An 18,057-nucleotide genomic window follows, 5' to 3' on the forward strand; every position below is an offset into this window, starting at 1 on the left:
ATTGTTCCTTTAACCAAGGGTAAAATGAAAGTTCTTTGTGCCATCTATCACCACTGAATATTTCGTATTTTTATTTAAAGAAACGCACGCTGAAATTCCTCCTGTGGCTAAATAGATAGGTTCTATTATCTCAATTTCTTGCTTATAGATAAACGCTATAAAATCAACGAGCACGTCTAGAGGCGGTATTATTGAATCAGTTATCAAGCCGCGTGTGACTGTTTCGTCGCCCGACTGTAATGACAACTCTATCTTGTTATTTCCATAAAGCATTCTCGTCGGGATTTCTGGCCCGCACAAAAGAGCATTTGCGCCACACACGTCGGCAATAAGATGACTCAAGCCCGTATCGGGCTGCTCAAATATCGTCCATGGAAGCTCTACACAAACAAATGCGCTTATGTCACCTCCCGTCATCAAATCCGCCAATTTATTCTCATTCGTGAAAACTTCTGGTGGTATTAGAAAGCCTATCTCTAATTCGCCTTTCAAAGGTTGAGCTAAAGATTTCGTGTCAACTACCAAGTGACTTCCAACATGGACCTTACTTTTTTCAATGGGGCCATAGTAGGGATTTGCAGTACCAAAATACTCTTGAGTTTTTTTATTTGTACCACCAGCTTTCCATGCACCAGTTGGGGGGAGTAGATTGGCAACCGCTTGTTGAACATGGTATGGGTCATGATCTGAAAGTTCGGATATTGCAGATTTTTCAATAATTTTATTAAGGCGTGATTTGCTAATTTTCTTCGCTATCAAGCTTAAACTCATTTTATTTCCTTTAAATATATCTGAACAAACAGAAACTGATTACCTATATTTTGAGAAGGTTTAGGGGCTATGTAGCCCCTTGACAACTAATCAAACAGAGTACTCGGCTTTACCAATGACTAAGTCGATTACAGTTGTCAGCCACATCATGTGAATTCCTTCAACTATGTTATATGCTCTGCTATCCACCCAGAAGTTTATATCTCCTAGAGTACGTAATGCGTTATCTGCCGTTTTACCTGTGAAGGTAACTACTTTCATGCCGCTCGCCTTTGCATACTTTGCTGCTTCAACAACACTAGGGCTAGTCCCGCTTACACTCGTCAAAACGACCACATCACCTGAATCGCCATAAAACTCTACAGCCTTTGCCATCCATTTATCATATCCATAATCATTCGCAAAGCACGTTATTAAGTCTGCCTCATTAAATGTTATTCCTCTGATACCTCCTTGCTTTGTGAAATCAACCGCACCATGAGCAGAAATTGCCGCGCTAGCTCCATTTCCAGCAAGCATTAACTTCTTACCCCTTGCCTTTACTTCCAAAGCTAACTCTTTAAATGCAATTAATTCAGCATATACGTCTTCAGAAAAAGCTAACTTCTCATATTCCGCAAAGTAGTCGTTTAAAAATTGATTATCACTCATGATTTTTCCCTAATATTTTTTAAAGTTGTATTTAATTCTTTTGATTCATGGCGTTCATTTTCATATATAGCTTCAATGAGTTCCATAACTTCTAAAGCATCGTTAGATGTACCGATTTGCACTGGCTTATCATTCGAAATTGCATTAAGAAAGTGTTCAGCTTCGTAATTCCAAGAGTTATCTGTTTCAAAGCGAAATAACTCTTCGTCATCCCAAGTTGCAGCTGGTGCCGTAGATCTATTTTTCGCTACAGTCAGTACCTCATCTCCATAGGTACCCGATCCAGTTTTAAGGCCATTTAGAACCATATACCCTGATTCTAAAAAAACTTCCAAGGAGAATAGATGTCTCCATTGCGTCATTGTTGAATGTAATGACGCTACAACACCAGTTTTAGACTGTTTCATGATGGCAAACACATTATCTTCGAGGCCTTCCATTTTCCAGTATAGGCTTGAAACAAATGCGTGTACTTCATCAAAAGTACCACCCATATGTAAGAACAGATCTAGCATGTGAATACCTTGGTCAAATAAAATACCTCCACCAGCAAGCTCTTTTTTCGCTCTCCATGTATCGAAGTATGTCTCATCAACACTTTTGCCATAGCGTCCACGCATCCAAAGAACTTTTCCATAGTCTCCTGAATCAATGAGTGATTTCATTTTTATCACAGCGTCATGATGACGGTGATTGAAGCCATACATTAACTTCTTACCACTTTCTTTTTCTGCAGCTCTAATTTCTTTTACTTGTTTTGCAGTAAATGCAGGAGGCTTCTCACAAAATACATGTTTGCCGCTTTTTAAAGCACCAATTGTATATTCGTGGTTGAAATAATTTGGAACACTGATACAAATTACATCAATATTGTTATCGTCAATGATTTCTTCTGCACTATCAGCAATTAGACAATCAACTGTTCCCTCTAGATTTGGCTCATAAATTTTATAAACACTTACTTTACTCGACGCAGAAAAAGCTTCGGCTCGTATTTTTCCCATCTTACCAAAGCCAATAAAACCAAATTTCATATACCTATCCTAATTCTATAATTATTTGTGTACAGCTTTAACATTGCTTTTTATTGAACCAATCAGCGTTGTCACTAAATGGAGCTAATTCAAGTTTACTAACCTTCAAAAAGGATCACCATAGATTCTTTTTCTTTATACTTCCAATACAACTATAAACTGCAATTTCGCTTGTCATTCGATAAATAGAATGCTTAAGGTTATTTACTGTCTTTGCCTCGGCAAATACCTTCGAACTCAAGTTAGACATTTTTCTTCTTTGTTTGAGAAGCTTAACTCGCCAAAACGGTAGGTTAACCATAGCGAGTAAATCCTCTTGCTTGGAAAATTACGATCGTCCTTTTATCATCACTCGTTCGAACTATCCCCCATGCCTTCTATGTGAAATTCCTCCAAACTTAAGTTCTCCGTGACAATCTAAGCAGCTTGGTCACCCTCTTCAAAAAATGTTGGTGTTACGCCATTCATCATTAAGCTCTGGTAACCAAGCATCACAATAACTACAAGTATTTGGTTGTAAGAAAGCGTGCCGCCAATTGCCCCTCAATAAACTAATTGGCTGAGCAGAGTGCGCCTCATCGTTTTTGGATGTGACCGAGAAATGGTAGTTATCAACTTTCTTAGATTGTATAAATTTTTTCACTTCGAAAATTTCGTTGTAAGTTTCAAAATCAACTTTATACTTCTTGCAGAAGTTTAACGAACTTATTGTCGAACAGTTGGCGTAAGTGATATTGCTAGGTCAAATTGATCTTCAACAACATTAATCTTTAGAGTCAATGATAAGTCATTAGGTATGATACTCATCCTGTTCTATCATCAGACGAGCTTTCGGGACGTACTCTCCGCCTGTACCTCACACTTTTTTGCAGCAGCAAGCCAGCTCCCAACCCCACATCCAAAATCAATAATACTATCTAGTCTAATTTTAACCTCTAGCTTTCTCTTGAGCGCCCTAATATTATTAGAGCACTCTAATAACTTTCCTCACTTTGTAAATTATAAAATTCATTGTTATGTATTTTTGACATACATTTTCGCTTTGGGCCTTGTAAAAGTTTCGAAAGTTAACGCGTAGTATATAGCCCGACACTTTCGAATATTTCTTTAAATTTCGCTAGCCCTGAGCTTCTTGAGAACTTATCAGCGGATAAGTTTCTTGTTGCTTCAGAAAAGTTTTGGCATTTTTCATTGTCTGAATATAAGTCAACAATAGCCGCAGCAAAGTCACTTGCATTATTGGATATCACAGCATTGACATTGCTTACTAAGCCAGTCCCTTCTGCGGCAACATCTGTTACCACTGAGGGCGTACCATAAGCCATCGCTTCAAGAACTTTTCCTTTAATACCTGCCCCAGAAAGCAATGGAGCTACAAACAGTTTGTGATTGTTAAAGACATCATCTAAACTTTCAGCAAAGCCTACCATCTTGATATTTTCAGTCTCTAGCTTACTAATAGATTCTGGCATCTTGCTACCGTAAACATATAACTTAATATTTGGGTTCGATGCCAATACTTTAGGCATAACTTCCTCTACCAGAAATAGCACTGCTTCAATATTAGGCATGTGGTTAAATCCTCCCAAGAAAGTTATTCCTTCTCGTTCATCTATTGGAGTTTTAAACTGACGCTCTCCTAATACCCAAGGCGTTATAAATAGCTTATCGCTTTCGTAGATATGACTCGTAATAACCGCATGTTCTTTGTCGTTATAGCAGAGAATTGCGTCCGCCTTTTTACAAACAGCGAGTTCGGCTTTTTTAGTCTGTAGCGCACTAATTAGCAGGCCTTCATCATCTGCGGTAATCGCTGCTCGAATTTCTCTAAGAAAATGCAAGTCAGCGTTATTGAATATTACAGGCTTCCCTTTGGCCTTGATTACGTCTATGTACTTTTCAGCGACACTGTATCTGGTTATATACACTGCATCCATTTCATCCAGTCTACGTTCCAAAACGTCCCTGACTGATACATAAAATGGCACCGTCAGTACCTCTATACCTAATGCTTCTAGTTGGCGATTAAACTTCCCCATATGCGCTAGGTTATCCGGCACGAATGTTACTTTAAAGCCCAAAGCACGCATGAGCTTCATTTCTTCAACCGCCGCATAACTGCCTGCATCTTGGTTAGGCTGGGGGATTGCATAATCAAGAACCAGAACCCGCTGCTCAATATTCCGGTCTTTTTCCAGTTGAAGGTCAGTTAAAGAGGGTTTTAGCCGGTTACGAAATTGCTTGAACCACTTCGCTCGGAAAGTCTTTTCATTTACCTTTTGGTAAGACTTTAAGCCCTTTTTGAGGTCGGTACCATGGCTCTGCCCTTCGAAATGAATTACTTCGGAATGAGGAACATAAACTGTCCTGTAGCCAGCCTCTCTGACTTTAAAAGCCAAGTCGGCATCTTCATAATAGCAAGGCGCAAACTCATCACTAAAGCCACCCACCTCATTCCATACATCTGCTTTGATACACATAGCAGCGCCGGTGAGATAATCTACTTCGCGAGCGTAGTTCCATTCAGGAGCAAAAGGGTTTTCATTTCGCCCGGCATTCCATGGCTCACCATTCCCCCAAACAATGCCGCCGGCTTCCTGCAAAGTTCCATCTAGGTTTAGCAGCTTGCTTCCGGTTAAGCCAATACTTTCATCTATTGCATGTTGCTCGTATAGAGCATCAAGCCAATGAGACTTAACTTCTGTGTCGTTATTGAGAAAAACAATAAAGTTGCCTTTTGCCAAGCTTGATGCTTTGTTGCAACTCCGCAGAAACCGTAAATTATCTTCATTACGAGAGATCACGATATTCTCTATTAGATTCTCCGCTTCTGACGTTTCATCTGTAGAACAGTCATCTGCGATAATCACCTCATAGGAACATTCATTGTAAGACAATATTATTGACGCGATGGCATGATACGTCAGCTCAAACTTATTATAGCCAGGAATGATAATGCTAAACTGAGGCTGTTTATGAAACGGCAAAGAGAGCTTCGGATAATATTTCCGCCCTTCATGCGACTCTACTAACACGCGGTGGGCAGTTGTTATACGATCAATCGCCGATGCATCTCCTCCACAACTATCCAATTGTAAGACCAGAGATTCATATCTCCAATCCGCGCCTGCTTGTCGGGAGATAAAAGACTGTGAAGTATTACTATGGGTTAGATATTCTGACGGCGTTAATATTGGGTCGCTGTTGACTATTCCCCATCCTGCACGATCGTGTGCACCGATAACATGAATGTCAACTTGATTTTCATGCCCGTTTAGTAAAACAGCAGGTAACCAAATATGATCGTTTATATATGTACCATCGCTCTCTATCGCGTGGTCACAGAAAGCTATTCCTTTGTGGGAAAACCTTAGTACAGCGGTGCCAATAGCAACGCTACTTGTTACCGTGAAGTTCAGACGGTTTTTAATAACACTATCCACACTTACTGATAACTGCTTATCGTAGGTTGGGGTGATGTAACTGTTTGTTTGTATAGTTTTATGGGTAACATAGTCCTTTAATACTATTTCACTTCCTGGCGATAGGTTGTCCTCGTTTATAGCGATACTGAATCCATGGTAGCCTTCATTAACTCCATGCTCCAATAAATCCTCCCTCATTTGGTCAGCTTTACCATAACCGAGTAGTTCACCCTCACTCGTATATGCTGCCACAACTAACGGCTCGTTGACTCCAATCTGTGCCGCCCACCCTTCAAGATTACCACCTTGCAGGCCATCAATAGATCCCTTAGGAGAAAGCGTAGAAGGCTTTCGGTTGAGCTTTAATTTCTTTATATCCATAACAACCTCTATACTCAATTTAAGTTGAGTATATATTTTATTTTATAGAGGTATGCTACCACAGTAAGCTTAATAGTGACCAGTGAGGTCCGCTTCGAAGTAGCTATCTTAAACTGGAATAATGAAATAGAACATACAGTGCGTTTTGGGTATTATATCAATTAACGCAATTGCATCATTGTCACGGCTGACAAGTTTATACAAGATTATTGGATTTGAATGAAAGACATACTTCTAGAGCAGATACGAAAGACCGAAAAACTTCAACGTTCACTATTCTACAGTACCGACAAAAACCCTTTTCACTGTACTAACGAGCTATATGAACTACTAAAACATGCGATAACCAAAAAAGAGCCATTTTCGATGGTTAGGTTGGGAGATGGTGAAGGAAGAGTTTTAGCTTACCCCAATCTGTTCAATAAAGACATTTTTCTCAATCAAGTTCTAACATACCAGTTTGGCAGAAGTGTTGTAGAAGAGCTAAAACGAATCTTTGGTGACGACTATCTCCAACCTAGTATGACTCATCTTCAATCGTTAATTTTAGACGCAGTAAAAAATGCAGATATTATCGGTGCTCCTAGTTGGCTTCATTTCAGAGATAGCACCAATGACACCAATATAATTCCACAAGCGGCACAATCAGTGTGTCTTACAACCATTGAGGCGTCAGTCGAAAAAAGCGTACCCATATTTGATCATTTCATATTTAAACCTTTTCACAAAGAAGGCCTTTTCAACCAGCTTTTAAAAGGTTTAGATCAACTAACAGTTATATCCCATACTGACATAACTGACCAAATAGCATCACACTTTAACTTACCTAAGTGTGATCATATAAAGATCCCTGGGCACCAATCATTCATGCAAAGTGGAGAGTTTCACTACCCTACACTATATCCAGAAATAGAATCTAAAATAAATGTAAAGAGAAGAGGGGATGTGTTTTTAGTCGCAGCAGGATATTTGGGAAAACACTACTGCAACATTATCAAAAAGAAAGGTGGTATTGGTATAGATATAGGCTCTATATTTGATGGTTGGGCAGGGAAAGGTAGACCCGATGCAACCGCAAATAAAGCATATTTGTTAAAAGGATCACGAACTCTCTACATTCACATGGGACATCACAAAACGGGAACGACATCACTTCAATGGTCTTTGAAACAATCAGAACACCAGCTTGCTGATGCAGGTGTTAACTTTTTGACTTCAAATGGAAGCGGTAACTCTTCTGAATTGATTTCCGTGACCGCTCACAGAAGCCATATTGTTGCCAAACCACAAAAATCTTTTTATGAGTTAATCGCTAATGCAAAGCAAGGAAATGCTGTAATATCAGCAGAACACTTATCTTTCATAGAGGATGAAAAAGAGATTGAAGAACTCTTTAACTTCTCCAAAAAATATTTCGATGACGTTAAAATTATTTGTTATTTGCGACGTCAAGATAAGCTGGCGATTTCCCTAAAACAACAAGCAGCTAAGCAACCCTTCTATGGGGCATCACCCAGTAGCGCCATTTGCGGTCACGACTCTGACTCCGTAATGCCTAAATTCACATTTACATTGTTAAATTACCTTGATTTTAAAAGTAAAATAGAGAAGTGGCGGGCAATATTCGGTAACCAGAACGTTGTCCTAAGAATATATGACAAGAAAGTTCTTGTTGATGGCTGTGTATGCAAAGACTTTTCATCCATCTTACGATTAAAACAGCCGCTCAAGTCACTTAAGATAAACGAGGGGCTAGGCGTGGTTAAAACAAAAGTTAAACATTTCCTCTTAGAAACTAAGGCACCGCGAGAAATTGTCAGCTATGTCGATGAACTAAGCTTTAATGACAGTAACTATACTCTCGTAAATAAGGAATTGAGGCTACCAAATATTCTTTCAAAATTCTATGAAGACAATACAATGTTAGATTTAGATAAAGATCTGTTAGCTTGTTTAAACAGCCCTAGCGTTCACACTTATACGGAGCCAGCACGTGCGATTGCAGAAATCACATTAGAAATACTAAACGAAGCAAAGCAAAACAAAAGTATAGAAATTGATAAATATAAAAAGGTAGTAGAAGCATACTTATGAAAATTCTCGTTATAGGTGACAGCCATTCTAAGTATTTCAACATAACACCAGAGTTAAGAGACTGCGTACCGAACACGAGAGGCCTGTCTATAAAGGTCATCCCACTTTCAGGAGCTACGATAACAGGATTTGGACGCCGGCGTTCTAGCTTAGACTCTTACGGTACTTTAGTATCTGAAATTGAGGAGTTTTCCCCTGATCATATTTGCTTCGCGTTCGGCCAGGTTGATATAGAATTGGGTTACTATTATCGTAAAGTCTTTAAAGATGATGACGTTAATTATACTGACTTTATTCAAGATTTAATTAAAAACTACATCAATCGAACGCTTGATTTTGTTGAATCCCATCCAAAATTGAGTATTACATTTAAAGGAATTAATCTATCAACGTTAACTGAATCACGAAACAAAGCCATAAACTACACTAGCCGTATCATATCAGAAAATATTTCAGACCCCGAACAGAGGAAATATGCAAGTCAAAAACTAAAAGACTTGCTTGCTTCGAATATTGAAAGAAATGGCGCGCATCTTTACTTCAACCAAATGCTAGAAAAAGAATGTGAAAATAATAATTTTGGCTATTTTGATGTGGTAAAGGAAACGAGTGATCTGAGTACGTTAGCGGTTAACAAGTACCATATACCTTCCATTGATGACCATCACTTAGTTGATTCTTTGTACATCCGCGAGATCCACATACAAAAATTAGTAAGCTCATTAGTGAGAAAGAGGTGACAATTGAATATATTTTTTTACTGGGATAATCCTGCTAATTTCCCAAATGCATATTCCAATAATATAAAAACTGCGAAAGCTATACATTACGACGCTAACATTGAGTTAATTGATGCTGAAAAAGCCAAAAGGATATGTAAAGAATTTCATACTGATACAGGTATTCGGATTAATTTAGATATTATAAATATCCCTGCTGCAAAATCCGACATTGTCAGATTGATGGCACTTTATCTGTATGGAGGTTGGTATCTCGATTGTGACTTACAGATAAAGCGGCACCTAGCTTACCTAAGTAATAATCAAGATTTCGTGATGTTTCATAGGAAGGACAAGTTTGGTGGCTATTGGCATACTAATATGGCGTTTTACCTCACCGAAAAGCACGAACTAGCACTTGATGTGTTGAAATTTATTGACCGATGCTTTCAAACTGAAACTCTCATGTACGATGTATGGAGTTGTACCGGGCCTGGAGCAATTACAGCTTATACGAATCTATATGGGATCACTAAAGATAACACGCTAGATTTCAACGAATACTTTTCTGGTACAGGGTGTGTATTTAAATCGATTGACTCTAACACAGGCACATCTTGGAAATACCAACAAGCTTTCGGAATTTTAGAAGGGATGTCCTACAACCAATTTGCTATGCCTAAAGACGCTAAGCATTGTAATCGTCTAATAGGTTTCTTAAAGCACAGAAAAGATAAAGACATCATTCTTATGCTTAAATCACATGGAGAACTTTTTATTACAAATAAGCAATTCTCAAATTATGTTGAGGAGTTAGTTTCTGGAGGTAGTGAAGATTTGAAAAATGCAGCGACAAGCCTTATTCATAATGTAAAACGCCCCTAATTAGTTACATCCATAATTAGAGGTTTCGGCCATTTTATGCTTTGTTAAGTATTCCCATGATGAAGCGAATAATATGCCTCACTGGCTTATGAAAAGCTAGAAGAATTCAAACGAAAGTCTGGTCGATTCACTCTGTCTCACCTATGCTTTTTATACATCAATGAGCTTTTAGTCCCTAGTGACTTCAAAAGCTCTATTAGCGATATTTTAAAACAAGCCTCACCATTCGACACCTTGTCCTTTCATTGGTTGAATATTTTAAATGATTAAGAGGTTAGCCAACTAGCAAGGGAAGTTCACGTGTAACCTACATTTTCGGTTAAGTCTATTATCAACCCATCCACCAAAATAGAAAAAATTCAGCTTCATCTACCTCTGTTGAAAGTAATTTAGGAATTAAGATGCTCTTCAACGGTAAGCCTTTTTTACATTCCTCTAAAGAACGACAAAGGCTTCAAAACAAAGCATTAAAGGACCACTACGTTGCATACATTTCACATCGCATGTATCGTTCAGAGTTAGAGTACATTTCTTTATTACTAGGATGTTAGGGCATTTAAGTAGAGAGCACTTAATCTAAGTTTTTAGCGATTCACTATATCCCTTATAAGTAACTCCCCAGTCCCTTTAACTACGAAATCTACTTGGGTACCATCTTTAAGCTTTTTAGGATAAGGGAAACTAAACCCAACAAAGCCATTTCGATGGATATTTCTCTCGTTCGCGGTGCTTCTGTACTCGCTTGCTAGAATGTCAGCGATTTTTTTCTTACCTACACGTGCTTCTAACGCTACTGGAGATTGGCTAGCGTAATCGGCCGCCCAGCCTTTCATTATTTTCCCTTCGACACCTTTAGTCATGTGTGTTTTGCCATAGCGAATGAAGGGGAGCTCTGACTCGGCAGCTAATTTCTGTCGCTCGAACCGGTTAAGAGCGTATTCATACAATTCGAAATCTGGTTCATTGTATTTCTTAATGAGTGCAGCATCTTCTTCTGATAATAGATATTCAGATGATTTTTTTTCTTTATTTTTATTGATATCGAGCCCCTGGATATCAATAGAATACATCTTGTTAATTAGCGCTAGTGATTCGCTGTAACGCTCAGTCAAACCAATAAAGCCAATAGCATCAGGCCAAGTTCCTTGTAGCGCTTTGTTTTGAGCATTTCTAAACCGAGGTTCTTTAACAAAATCACTAAAAGAGCCCTTATAACGATGGTGCCGCGTAAAGTGCTCGTAGTGGGAACGGACTTGTTGGAGAGGGTCTCGGACGAAGGTAATAGCATTCTTCGCAGGAATAAATGGAGCGTATTTGGGATGATTCACATGCCCTGTAACAAACTTTGCTTTCTCCACTATGTTTATCCCAGAAGCATACCTGTCACGCTTTTCATATTCTAACGCTCGAATTTCTGGATTAGTCTCTTTCGCTTTGGGCCCATAATCATAGAAAACATGCTCTTTCCCAAAGTACTGCTCTGCCGCAACGCGAAAACTAGAACCTGCTGTTTTAGATATATGAATAAAAAATAATGGGTAATTTATTGCTTCCATTTTGTCCTATCTAATAGAAAAATTTCATGGGAGATTGAAAGATTAGCATTGTACGCTGGGCTTCAGTTTAACATGCGACTTCAATTCTTTTTCCATGAATTAACTTTGCACTGGAATTTTGCACTTAAAATTCATGAATACTGTTAAGTATCAAAAAAGCTACCTGTCTCAACAGCACTTGCAAAGTATCAAGGTGTTAAATAAAAAGACAACCAATCTCGTTCTTGAGAATTTAGACTATCTTGCTGAGGTTGTCTTAGCATTTCTGCATTCCACTGTTCATACAAACTTCTGAGCTCTGCGGCTTTCTCTGGCATGTTGGAAATTAAGTTGTTTGAACTCGACTCTTCAGAGGATAAATCGAATAGAAACTCATAATCTGGGCCCATTCTTAGATATTTATACTTCCCTAGCCTAACCGCTGACTGATTCCAAAACCGCCAAAAAAGTGGTCTTTCTGATAGGTAGTTTTTATTAAATCCTTCTGTTGGGAAAATATCGACGCCATCTAGCTCAGACAATGTATCTTCAGTCGCCCCAGCAACTTTTATTGCCGAATATAGAACATCCAGACTAATAACTGGCTCTTCGATAACAGTGTTAGTTTGCAGCTTGTCTGGCCAGTGTACGATAAAGGGGACTTTTATGCCGCCGTCAGTCAACATGCCTTTTTCACCTAGCAAAGGCGTATTAAGCGACCCATTCCATGCTTCTTTTTTCTCACTAATAGGGGCATCGGTAAAATCAAGACCTATCGGTGCGCCGTTGTCGCTAATAAACGCGATGATCGTATTATCTAAAATTCCGTGTTCTTCAAGCTTTGATACTATGCTGCCAACTCCAGAGTCTACGGCGTACATCATTGCTAACGCATACCTGCGGCGATTTGAAGTTTGTTCCGGGAATAAGGATAAGTAATCTTCAGTAGCTTCTAAGGGAACATGAGGAGCGTAGTGAGCTACGTGAAGATAAAACGGCTCGTTGTGGTTTATATCAATAAATTGGGATGCCGCATCTGAAACAACATCCAGCCTGTAGTCTGAATTGTTCACCCACCCTAACTGTGTTTTATTGCCTTCCAAATCGTAGTTAGTCCAATAGCGATTTGCATAACCGAAATAGTTATATTTATAGCCCAACGATGAAGGATAAAATTGCTCTTTTAGTGATGATGGTAACTTTCCTGGATTAAACTCTTCAATAGGAGTATCCGGAAAATTTTCCCTAAACCATGGTTTTGAATTTTGATCGATCTCAAGATGCCATTTCCCCACTAACCCAGTGGTATAACCCAAATCTGAAAAACGCTCACCCATTGTGACCACGTTTTTGGGGATTGGAGTGTACCTATTATCATCTACCCCAAATCGTTGCTGGTACATGCCTGTAATCATTCCCGCCCTTGAGGGGGTGCATTGCGGAGCCGTAATATAACCATTAGAAAACAGTACGCCGTTAGCGGCTAGTTTATCTATATTCGGAGTTTCGATGTCGTTAACAACATTGTGGGCTCCTACGTCGGCATACCCCTGATCATCGGTAAAAATTACAATAAGATTTGGTTTAGAAGGAACAATCAAAGACTGTGCACTGACAGTAAATTTACTGCCAGATTCGTCGACTAAGGTTGCAGTAATTGTAAAAGGGGTAGTTTTCCTTACCTGAGGCACGGTAAAGTTGAATATTCCCTCGCTTGTATTTACTACATCTAGGGGCTCATTCAACGATGAGCTCCACGATTCGACAGTCACATTCTGAGTATTATTGGCTTGCGATGAGTTTAAAGTTAAAAAGACCGTTGCATCAGAGGTAATCTCTTGCGCCAAGTCTATTGAATAAGAGCTTCCTAGTCGATTTTGGTCTGAGGGTGGTTGCTGTGAAGACGGTTGCGATTCGCCACCACAGGAAAACACAGATATTAGGACTAAGAAGGACAAGCCCAACAGTTTTATCGCATCCATACTTTTTATTCCGAATAAGGCTTAGTGGTTATAAAGAAAAATTAGACCATTATTGAATTGGGTTGAAACCTTTGTCAATAAAGTTAAAAGTTAGCTACTCAGTCCTTACACCTCTATTAATAAGCGCATTTTGAACTTCAGATAGCGTCACTCTTTGAGTAACCTTTTTGATTAGGTCAAAATCTTCTGATGACGAATTCTCTATTATCTGCAAAACGAGCTCGAAGTTGCTAGATACATAGCGCCTTCCTTTTACGATAGCGCGCTGAAGAGCTGGTCGCTCTAAATTTTTATTCATATAGCTTTCGTATTTCTTAAGTGAAGAGCTCGTAAAGTTCACACTTTGACGATGCGGAAATGGACCATAGCCATTTCGGTTACTTTTTAGAGAAGAAACTCCATCACCTTTATGTATGATGTTTGGTCTTCCTCTAGCTAGTAGGGCTACATATTCTCGTTGGCTGCGAAACATCCGATGCATCACAAACCAAGAATCTATAGGCCTATTAAGAAATTCATGCGACAAGATTGCGCCAGTTTTCCCATCTGATACGAATTTGTCTCCATTAGGCAATATTCTTTCAAACTTATCGTCTCGAGGGCCATGGGGGGTCAGGAATGGCTTATTAAGAGAAGTTGATATGAGGCTCTTAACATGGAGGGAGCGCGATATATCAATCTGTTGTGCTATCGCCCGAGTAAACGCTTCAGCCGATTCACATTTATTTCCCCATTGGAAGCTGACAACTTCTGGCTCATCTAATGTCTGGATCAAGCTTTTAATGTTCATGCCTATATCGGGAGGCACCAAAAATTCATCGATGTCCAAAAATAGGCAGTGTGTGAACCCTTGGATCCTGCTAGACGCTAGAGCATCCTGGTAAACTTTAGTTTGCGGGTTTCCTTTGTGGCTTTCAAAAAGATCATCTGCATTAACGAGATTAACTCGACTGTCCTTTTCAAATATTTCGATATAGTCAAGCGTATTGTCGCTACAGCGGTTAAAGTGTATTTCAATCTCATCGACACCCAAATAGAGGTGATGAAAAATCCATTCAGCTAAATATGCGGCTTCGTTTTTTGCTATTGCAACCAGCTTGATTTTCGAATCAGACGAGCGCTTTGTAAGCGCGTGTTTCATATTATGTAATAGATTGAAAAACATATTAGCTAACTACGTCTCTAAACATTATTAACTGAGTTTGTTTTTCTCTGACTTTTACAATTTGTCCTTTTTCAAAGGTCGCTGGATATCTATAGACCTTACCCACAAAGCCACTGCGATGCATGTTTCGTTCAGCGCCCTGCGCCCTGTAGTCGGATAATTTCAGTTGGTCTACAACTTCGTCGTCTAGTAAAATATAAGCTTCTAAAGCTTCTTCTTGCTCGTAGCAACAGCCCCACATATTAAGCTGCTTTCCTTTGTCTTTAGGTGCCAAGTTCATTTCACCGAATCTAACCAATGGAAGCCCTTTGTTCAAAAGATTTTTATGTACGTCAAATCGCTTCAAGGCATAGTCATAAAATGCAAAGTCTTGGGAGTTCATTTCACGAATTAATGTAATCTCGTCCTCACTGAACGTATAAGCACCTGAAGGTTTCGCAGTATTTTTGTTTATATCAAGTACTTTAATGTCAGTACCATAATACTGATTAAATAGCGCGATTGACTCGTTGTATCTTTCAGTTATACCAATAAACCCTATAGCATCGGCCCATACACCATTTAATGCTTTAGATTGCATATTGGCAAATCGATTTTCTTTAATGAAATCTTTGAAACTTCCTTTATACCCGTGGAGCCTTGAGAAGTGCTCGAAATGAGAGCGTACTTGTTGAGCAGGGTCACGAACAAAAGTTACTACGCTCTTAGGCTGAAAAAACGGTGCATACTTGGGGTAAATGACATGCCCAGACAAAAGCTTTGCGCTGCTCTTGATACATTTTGCAGCAAGATATCTGTCCTTCAACTCGTATTCATACTTTACTATATCGGGATGCGTTTCTTTTGAGCCTTTTCCATAGTCAAAATATGTAGCGTCAGAACCAAAATATTGCTCAGCCGCCACTCGAAAACTAGAACCGGCGGTCTTAGGGATATGTATAAAAAATAGGGGGAAATTGTTCATAATACTTCTAAATATTCAATCACTATCGAAGCGAAAAATTTTCATGGGTAATAGATAAGTTAGGATTATAGGCCGTGTCATTCGATAACACCTTTATCCACTTTTCCTTCATATATTCGCTTTCTTTATTAAATCTGGCGATTTTTTCTGGGGTATCTTCTTCACCACGGCTTATCGACTCATGGTGGTAAAGCTCGGCCCAAGGTGTAAACAGGTTTCGATAGCCTGCGGTATGTACCTTCAAACAAAAATCCACATCGTTAAAGGCTATGGTGAGGTCTTCTTCATTTAGCCCGCCTACCTCTTCAAAAACAGACTTACGCACTAGTAAACAAGCTGCGGTAACGGCAGACATATTCTGGACTAGATGCAACCGCGTAAAATAACCGGGTTCACTCTTGTGGAAGTATTTGTGTGAGTGGCCAGCAACGCCGCCTATTCCTAAAACAACGCCAGCATGCTGAATAGTATCATTAGGATAATAGAGCTTGGCCCCTACACAGCCAATTTCAGGTCTTAAAGCATGGGAGACCATTTCTGTTAGCCAATGCTCGCTGATAACTTCGATGTCGTTGTTTACTAAGCCAACGACGTCTCCGCTTGCTTGTGATACCGCAAAGTTATTAATTGCTGAATAGTTAAAAGGCTTATCCCACTTCAACACGCTAAAGTTACTTTTTCCGTCTAAATAGTCATTAAAGAGGGCTAATGTTTTCTCACAGCTCGTTTGATTGTCTACAACAATAATTTCAAAGTTTTCGTATGATGTCTTATTGTAGATAGATTCTAAGCATTGCTTCAGAATGTCGTAGCCGTCTCTTGTGGGTATAACCAAGCTCACCAAAGGTGGTTTAGCAGGCAAAGCCCAATTAACTTTATAGGTGTTGGGGTATGCCCCTTTTTCAACAGATGCACTTTGCTTTGTCTGCGAAAGGAAATGCTTTATCGACTCAATTCCTGCATCGGTTGTGTACGATTTAGCTGATGCATTCGACGCTGTTGAGTTTTCGATAACTCGCCAGTGATAAAGAATGAAGGGTAAATGCACCACTTCTTCACAACTAAGATTAGCTGTAGCTCTTAATAGTAAATCGTGATCTTGTGAACCTTCAACACCAACTCTAAAACCACCAACCTTTTTAAGTAAGCTGGTTTTATAAACTGCTGGGTGGCATATGTAATTTTGACTTAGCAGTAAATCTGGATTCCAGTCTGGCTTGAAATGCGGTTGGTGCCGATTTCCTTGCTCGTCTATTTTATCTTCGTCGGCATACAGAACTTGCGCTGATGCATTCTCTGTAATGGCCTTTGCAAAGAACGATAACGTATGTGCAGGTAAAGTGTCATCGTGATCAAGTAAGAGAACGTAATCATTAGCCACTAAGGCTAATGCTTCGTTACTTGCTTTGGAAATATGCCCATTTTCACTGAGCAATTTCACTTTTATATTAGGATACTTCTGTTCATATGCCTTTAATACTTCGATGGTTTCCATGTTAGTTGATGCATCGTCTGCTATACAAAGTTCCCAGTTTTGATGCGTTTGTTGAACTACAGAATCGATACATGCTTTTAAATACACAGGGTCGGTATTGTACGTCGGCAATATGATAGAAAACTTTACTTCAGACTGATTTGCAGTGAAAGCTTGCTTCATCTTCTCTATGGCACGCGGCTCATCAAACTCTACCCAAAACGGATAGCTTTTCTCCATTGCACCATGAGTAAATGTATTATTGTATTCTTGGTAAACGGTATCTACTAACCGCCCACCGTTCAGCCTGCAGTTCGCGGCCAAGTACTCCTCAATGTTATCTACATGACTAAGTAACTTGTACAAGCGCTGTTTCATGTGCCTCATTGCAATGAAGGAGGGCACTTTTGAAATCATGAAAGTATTTATTGTGAACTCTGTTTCTGCATCACAAGGGTCGAACCTGAGCATAGCGTTTGCACTTTCAAGGTAGAAAACTCTATTCACGAACTTAGTGCTATGCCAAGGCACATCGATAGACACCAATTCACCCTTTTGAAGGTTAGAATAAAGCTTTCCTATGTGCGACTGATGATTTGCCTCGTTAATCTTTATACGCAAAAGGTACCACCCTTTACTAAAGCTACGAGTGGGAATGCGTCGCGCAGGATGAATAATGAATTGCGGGTCATCTCCCGTTGATACCCAACTGGAACCACTATTGTCTGCCTTGACTGGCGCTAACTCATGATGGGGAACAATGATTAACTTTTTGGCTAGCCAATAGGCTAATCGTTTTAAAGTTGCAGGCTTGAGAATTTTAGATAACAAAACGGGTGGACACCTTTTCCTATATAAAGCTTAGAATGCTTTCCTTAAACTTCATTTGTTACGTAGAAGGTTTACTACATACCTTTACGGCGCTAATCATACCGCATTTAATAAAATTGAAACACACGAGAATGATGATATTAAGC

The 18,057-nt window shown here is 39.3% G+C and carries 12 protein-coding genes; 3 read left to right on the top strand and 9 right to left on the bottom strand.

Annotated elements, in window-relative coordinates; genetic code table 11:
• Nucleotides 1-9: 9 nt before the first annotated feature.
• The 4 genes from FLAVO9R_RS17625 to FLAVO9R_RS17640 form a co-directional block, all read right to left on the bottom strand.
• Entirely contained in the window at nucleotides 10-771 is a 762-nt protein-coding gene (locus FLAVO9R_RS17625) for a hypothetical protein (protein ID WP_159533459.1), read from the bottom strand.
• A gap of 90 nt (nucleotides 772-861) precedes the next feature.
• Nucleotides 862-1,422 (bottom strand): D-sedoheptulose-7-phosphate isomerase, encoded by a 561-nt coding sequence (locus FLAVO9R_RS17630; protein ID WP_159533461.1) that lies wholly within the window; start codon nucleotides 1,420-1,422, stop codon nucleotides 862-864.
• Entirely contained in the window at nucleotides 1,419-2,456 is a 1,038-nt protein-coding gene (locus FLAVO9R_RS17635) for a Gfo/Idh/MocA family protein (RefSeq protein WP_159533463.1), read from the bottom strand. The genes FLAVO9R_RS17630 and FLAVO9R_RS17635 overlap by 4 nt, the downstream gene beginning before the upstream one ends.
• A gap of 1,067 nt (nucleotides 2,457-3,523) precedes the next feature.
• Nucleotides 3,524-6,262, bottom strand: a complete 2,739-nt coding sequence (locus FLAVO9R_RS17640; protein WP_159533465.1) for a glycosyltransferase — start codon at nucleotides 6,260-6,262, stop codon at nucleotides 3,524-3,526.
• Between the two features lie 219 nt (nucleotides 6,263-6,481).
• On the opposite strand from FLAVO9R_RS17640, the gene FLAVO9R_RS17645 reads away from it, so the two are divergent.
• The 3 genes from FLAVO9R_RS17645 to FLAVO9R_RS17655 are packed head-to-tail and all read left to right on the top strand — an operon-like array spanning nucleotide 6,482 to nucleotide 9,960.
• On the top strand, nucleotides 6,482-8,356 hold the full coding sequence (locus FLAVO9R_RS17645; protein WP_159533467.1) for a GT-D fold domain-containing protein: 1,875 nt from the start codon (nucleotides 6,482-6,484) through the stop codon (nucleotides 8,354-8,356).
• Nucleotides 8,353-9,096, top strand: a complete 744-nt coding sequence (locus tag FLAVO9R_RS17650; protein ID WP_159533469.1) for a hypothetical protein — start codon at nucleotides 8,353-8,355, stop codon at nucleotides 9,094-9,096. The genes FLAVO9R_RS17645 and FLAVO9R_RS17650 overlap by 4 nt, the downstream gene beginning before the upstream one ends.
• 3 nt (nucleotides 9,097-9,099) lie before the next feature.
• Entirely contained in the window at nucleotides 9,100-9,960 is an 861-nt protein-coding gene (locus tag FLAVO9R_RS17655; protein WP_159533471.1) for a glycosyltransferase, read from the top strand.
• Between the two features lie 584 nt (nucleotides 9,961-10,544).
• Here FLAVO9R_RS17655 and FLAVO9R_RS17660 read toward each other — a convergent pair.
• The 5 genes from FLAVO9R_RS17660 to FLAVO9R_RS17680 form a co-directional block, all read right to left on the bottom strand.
• Nucleotides 10,545-11,516: a hypothetical protein gene (locus tag FLAVO9R_RS17660; protein ID WP_159533473.1), complete on the bottom strand. Its 972-nt coding sequence runs from the start codon at nucleotides 11,514-11,516 to the stop codon at nucleotides 10,545-10,547.
• A 188-nt stretch (nucleotides 11,517-11,704) separates the two neighbouring features.
• Complete coding sequence (locus tag FLAVO9R_RS17665) at nucleotides 11,705-13,477, bottom strand: sulfatase-like hydrolase/transferase (protein WP_159533475.1); 1,773 nt, start codon at nucleotides 13,475-13,477, stop codon at nucleotides 11,705-11,707.
• 94 nt (nucleotides 13,478-13,571) lie between these two features.
• Nucleotides 13,572-14,642, bottom strand: coding sequence for a glycosyltransferase family 2 protein (locus tag FLAVO9R_RS17670; RefSeq protein ID WP_159533477.1), 1,071 nt, complete (start codon nucleotides 14,640-14,642; stop codon nucleotides 13,572-13,574).
• 1 nt (nucleotide 14,643) lies between these two features.
• Nucleotides 14,644-15,606 carry a hypothetical protein gene (locus tag FLAVO9R_RS17675; RefSeq protein ID WP_159533479.1) on the bottom strand — a complete coding sequence of 321 codons (963 nt, stop codon included), beginning with the start codon at nucleotides 15,604-15,606 and terminating at the stop codon, nucleotides 14,644-14,646.
• 22 nt (nucleotides 15,607-15,628) lie between these two features.
• On the bottom strand, nucleotides 15,629-17,911 hold the full coding sequence (locus FLAVO9R_RS17680) for a glycosyltransferase family 2 protein (RefSeq protein ID WP_159533481.1): 2,283 nt from the start codon (nucleotides 17,909-17,911) through the stop codon (nucleotides 15,629-15,631).
• Nucleotides 17,912-18,057: the final 146 nt, after the last annotated feature.

This window comes from Alteromonas sp. 38 (assembly GCF_902506055.1).
Taxonomy (GTDB): domain Bacteria; phylum Pseudomonadota; class Gammaproteobacteria; order Enterobacterales; family Alteromonadaceae; genus Alteromonas; species Alteromonas lipotrueae.

Coding starts and splice junctions, on each gene's coding strand:
- FLAVO9R_RS17625 (WP_159533459.1), bottom strand. CDS start 771: ATGAGTTTAAGCTTGATAGCGAAGAAAATTAGCAAATCACGCCTTAAT.
- FLAVO9R_RS17630 (WP_159533461.1), bottom strand. CDS start 1,422: ATGAGTGATAATCAATTTTTAAACGACTACTTTGCGGAATATGAGAAG.
- FLAVO9R_RS17635 (WP_159533463.1), bottom strand. CDS start 2,456: ATGAAATTTGGTTTTATTGGCTTTGGTAAGATGGGAAAAATACGAGCC.
- FLAVO9R_RS17640 (WP_159533465.1), bottom strand. CDS start 6,262: ATGGATATAAAGAAATTAAAGCTCAACCGAAAGCCTTCTACGCTTTCT.
- FLAVO9R_RS17645 (WP_159533467.1), top strand. CDS start 6,482: ATGAAAGACATACTTCTAGAGCAGATACGAAAGACCGAAAAACTTCAA.
- FLAVO9R_RS17650 (WP_159533469.1), top strand. CDS start 8,353: ATGAAAATTCTCGTTATAGGTGACAGCCATTCTAAGTATTTCAACATA.
- FLAVO9R_RS17660 (WP_159533473.1), bottom strand. CDS start 11,516: ATGGAAGCAATAAATTACCCATTATTTTTTATTCATATATCTAAAACA.
- FLAVO9R_RS17665 (WP_159533475.1), bottom strand. CDS start 13,477: ATGGATGCGATAAAACTGTTGGGCTTGTCCTTCTTAGTCCTAATATCT.
- FLAVO9R_RS17670 (WP_159533477.1), bottom strand. CDS start 14,642: ATGTTTTTCAATCTATTACATAATATGAAACACGCGCTTACAAAGCGC.
- FLAVO9R_RS17675 (WP_159533479.1), bottom strand. CDS start 15,606: ATGAACAATTTCCCCCTATTTTTTATACATATCCCTAAGACCGCCGGT.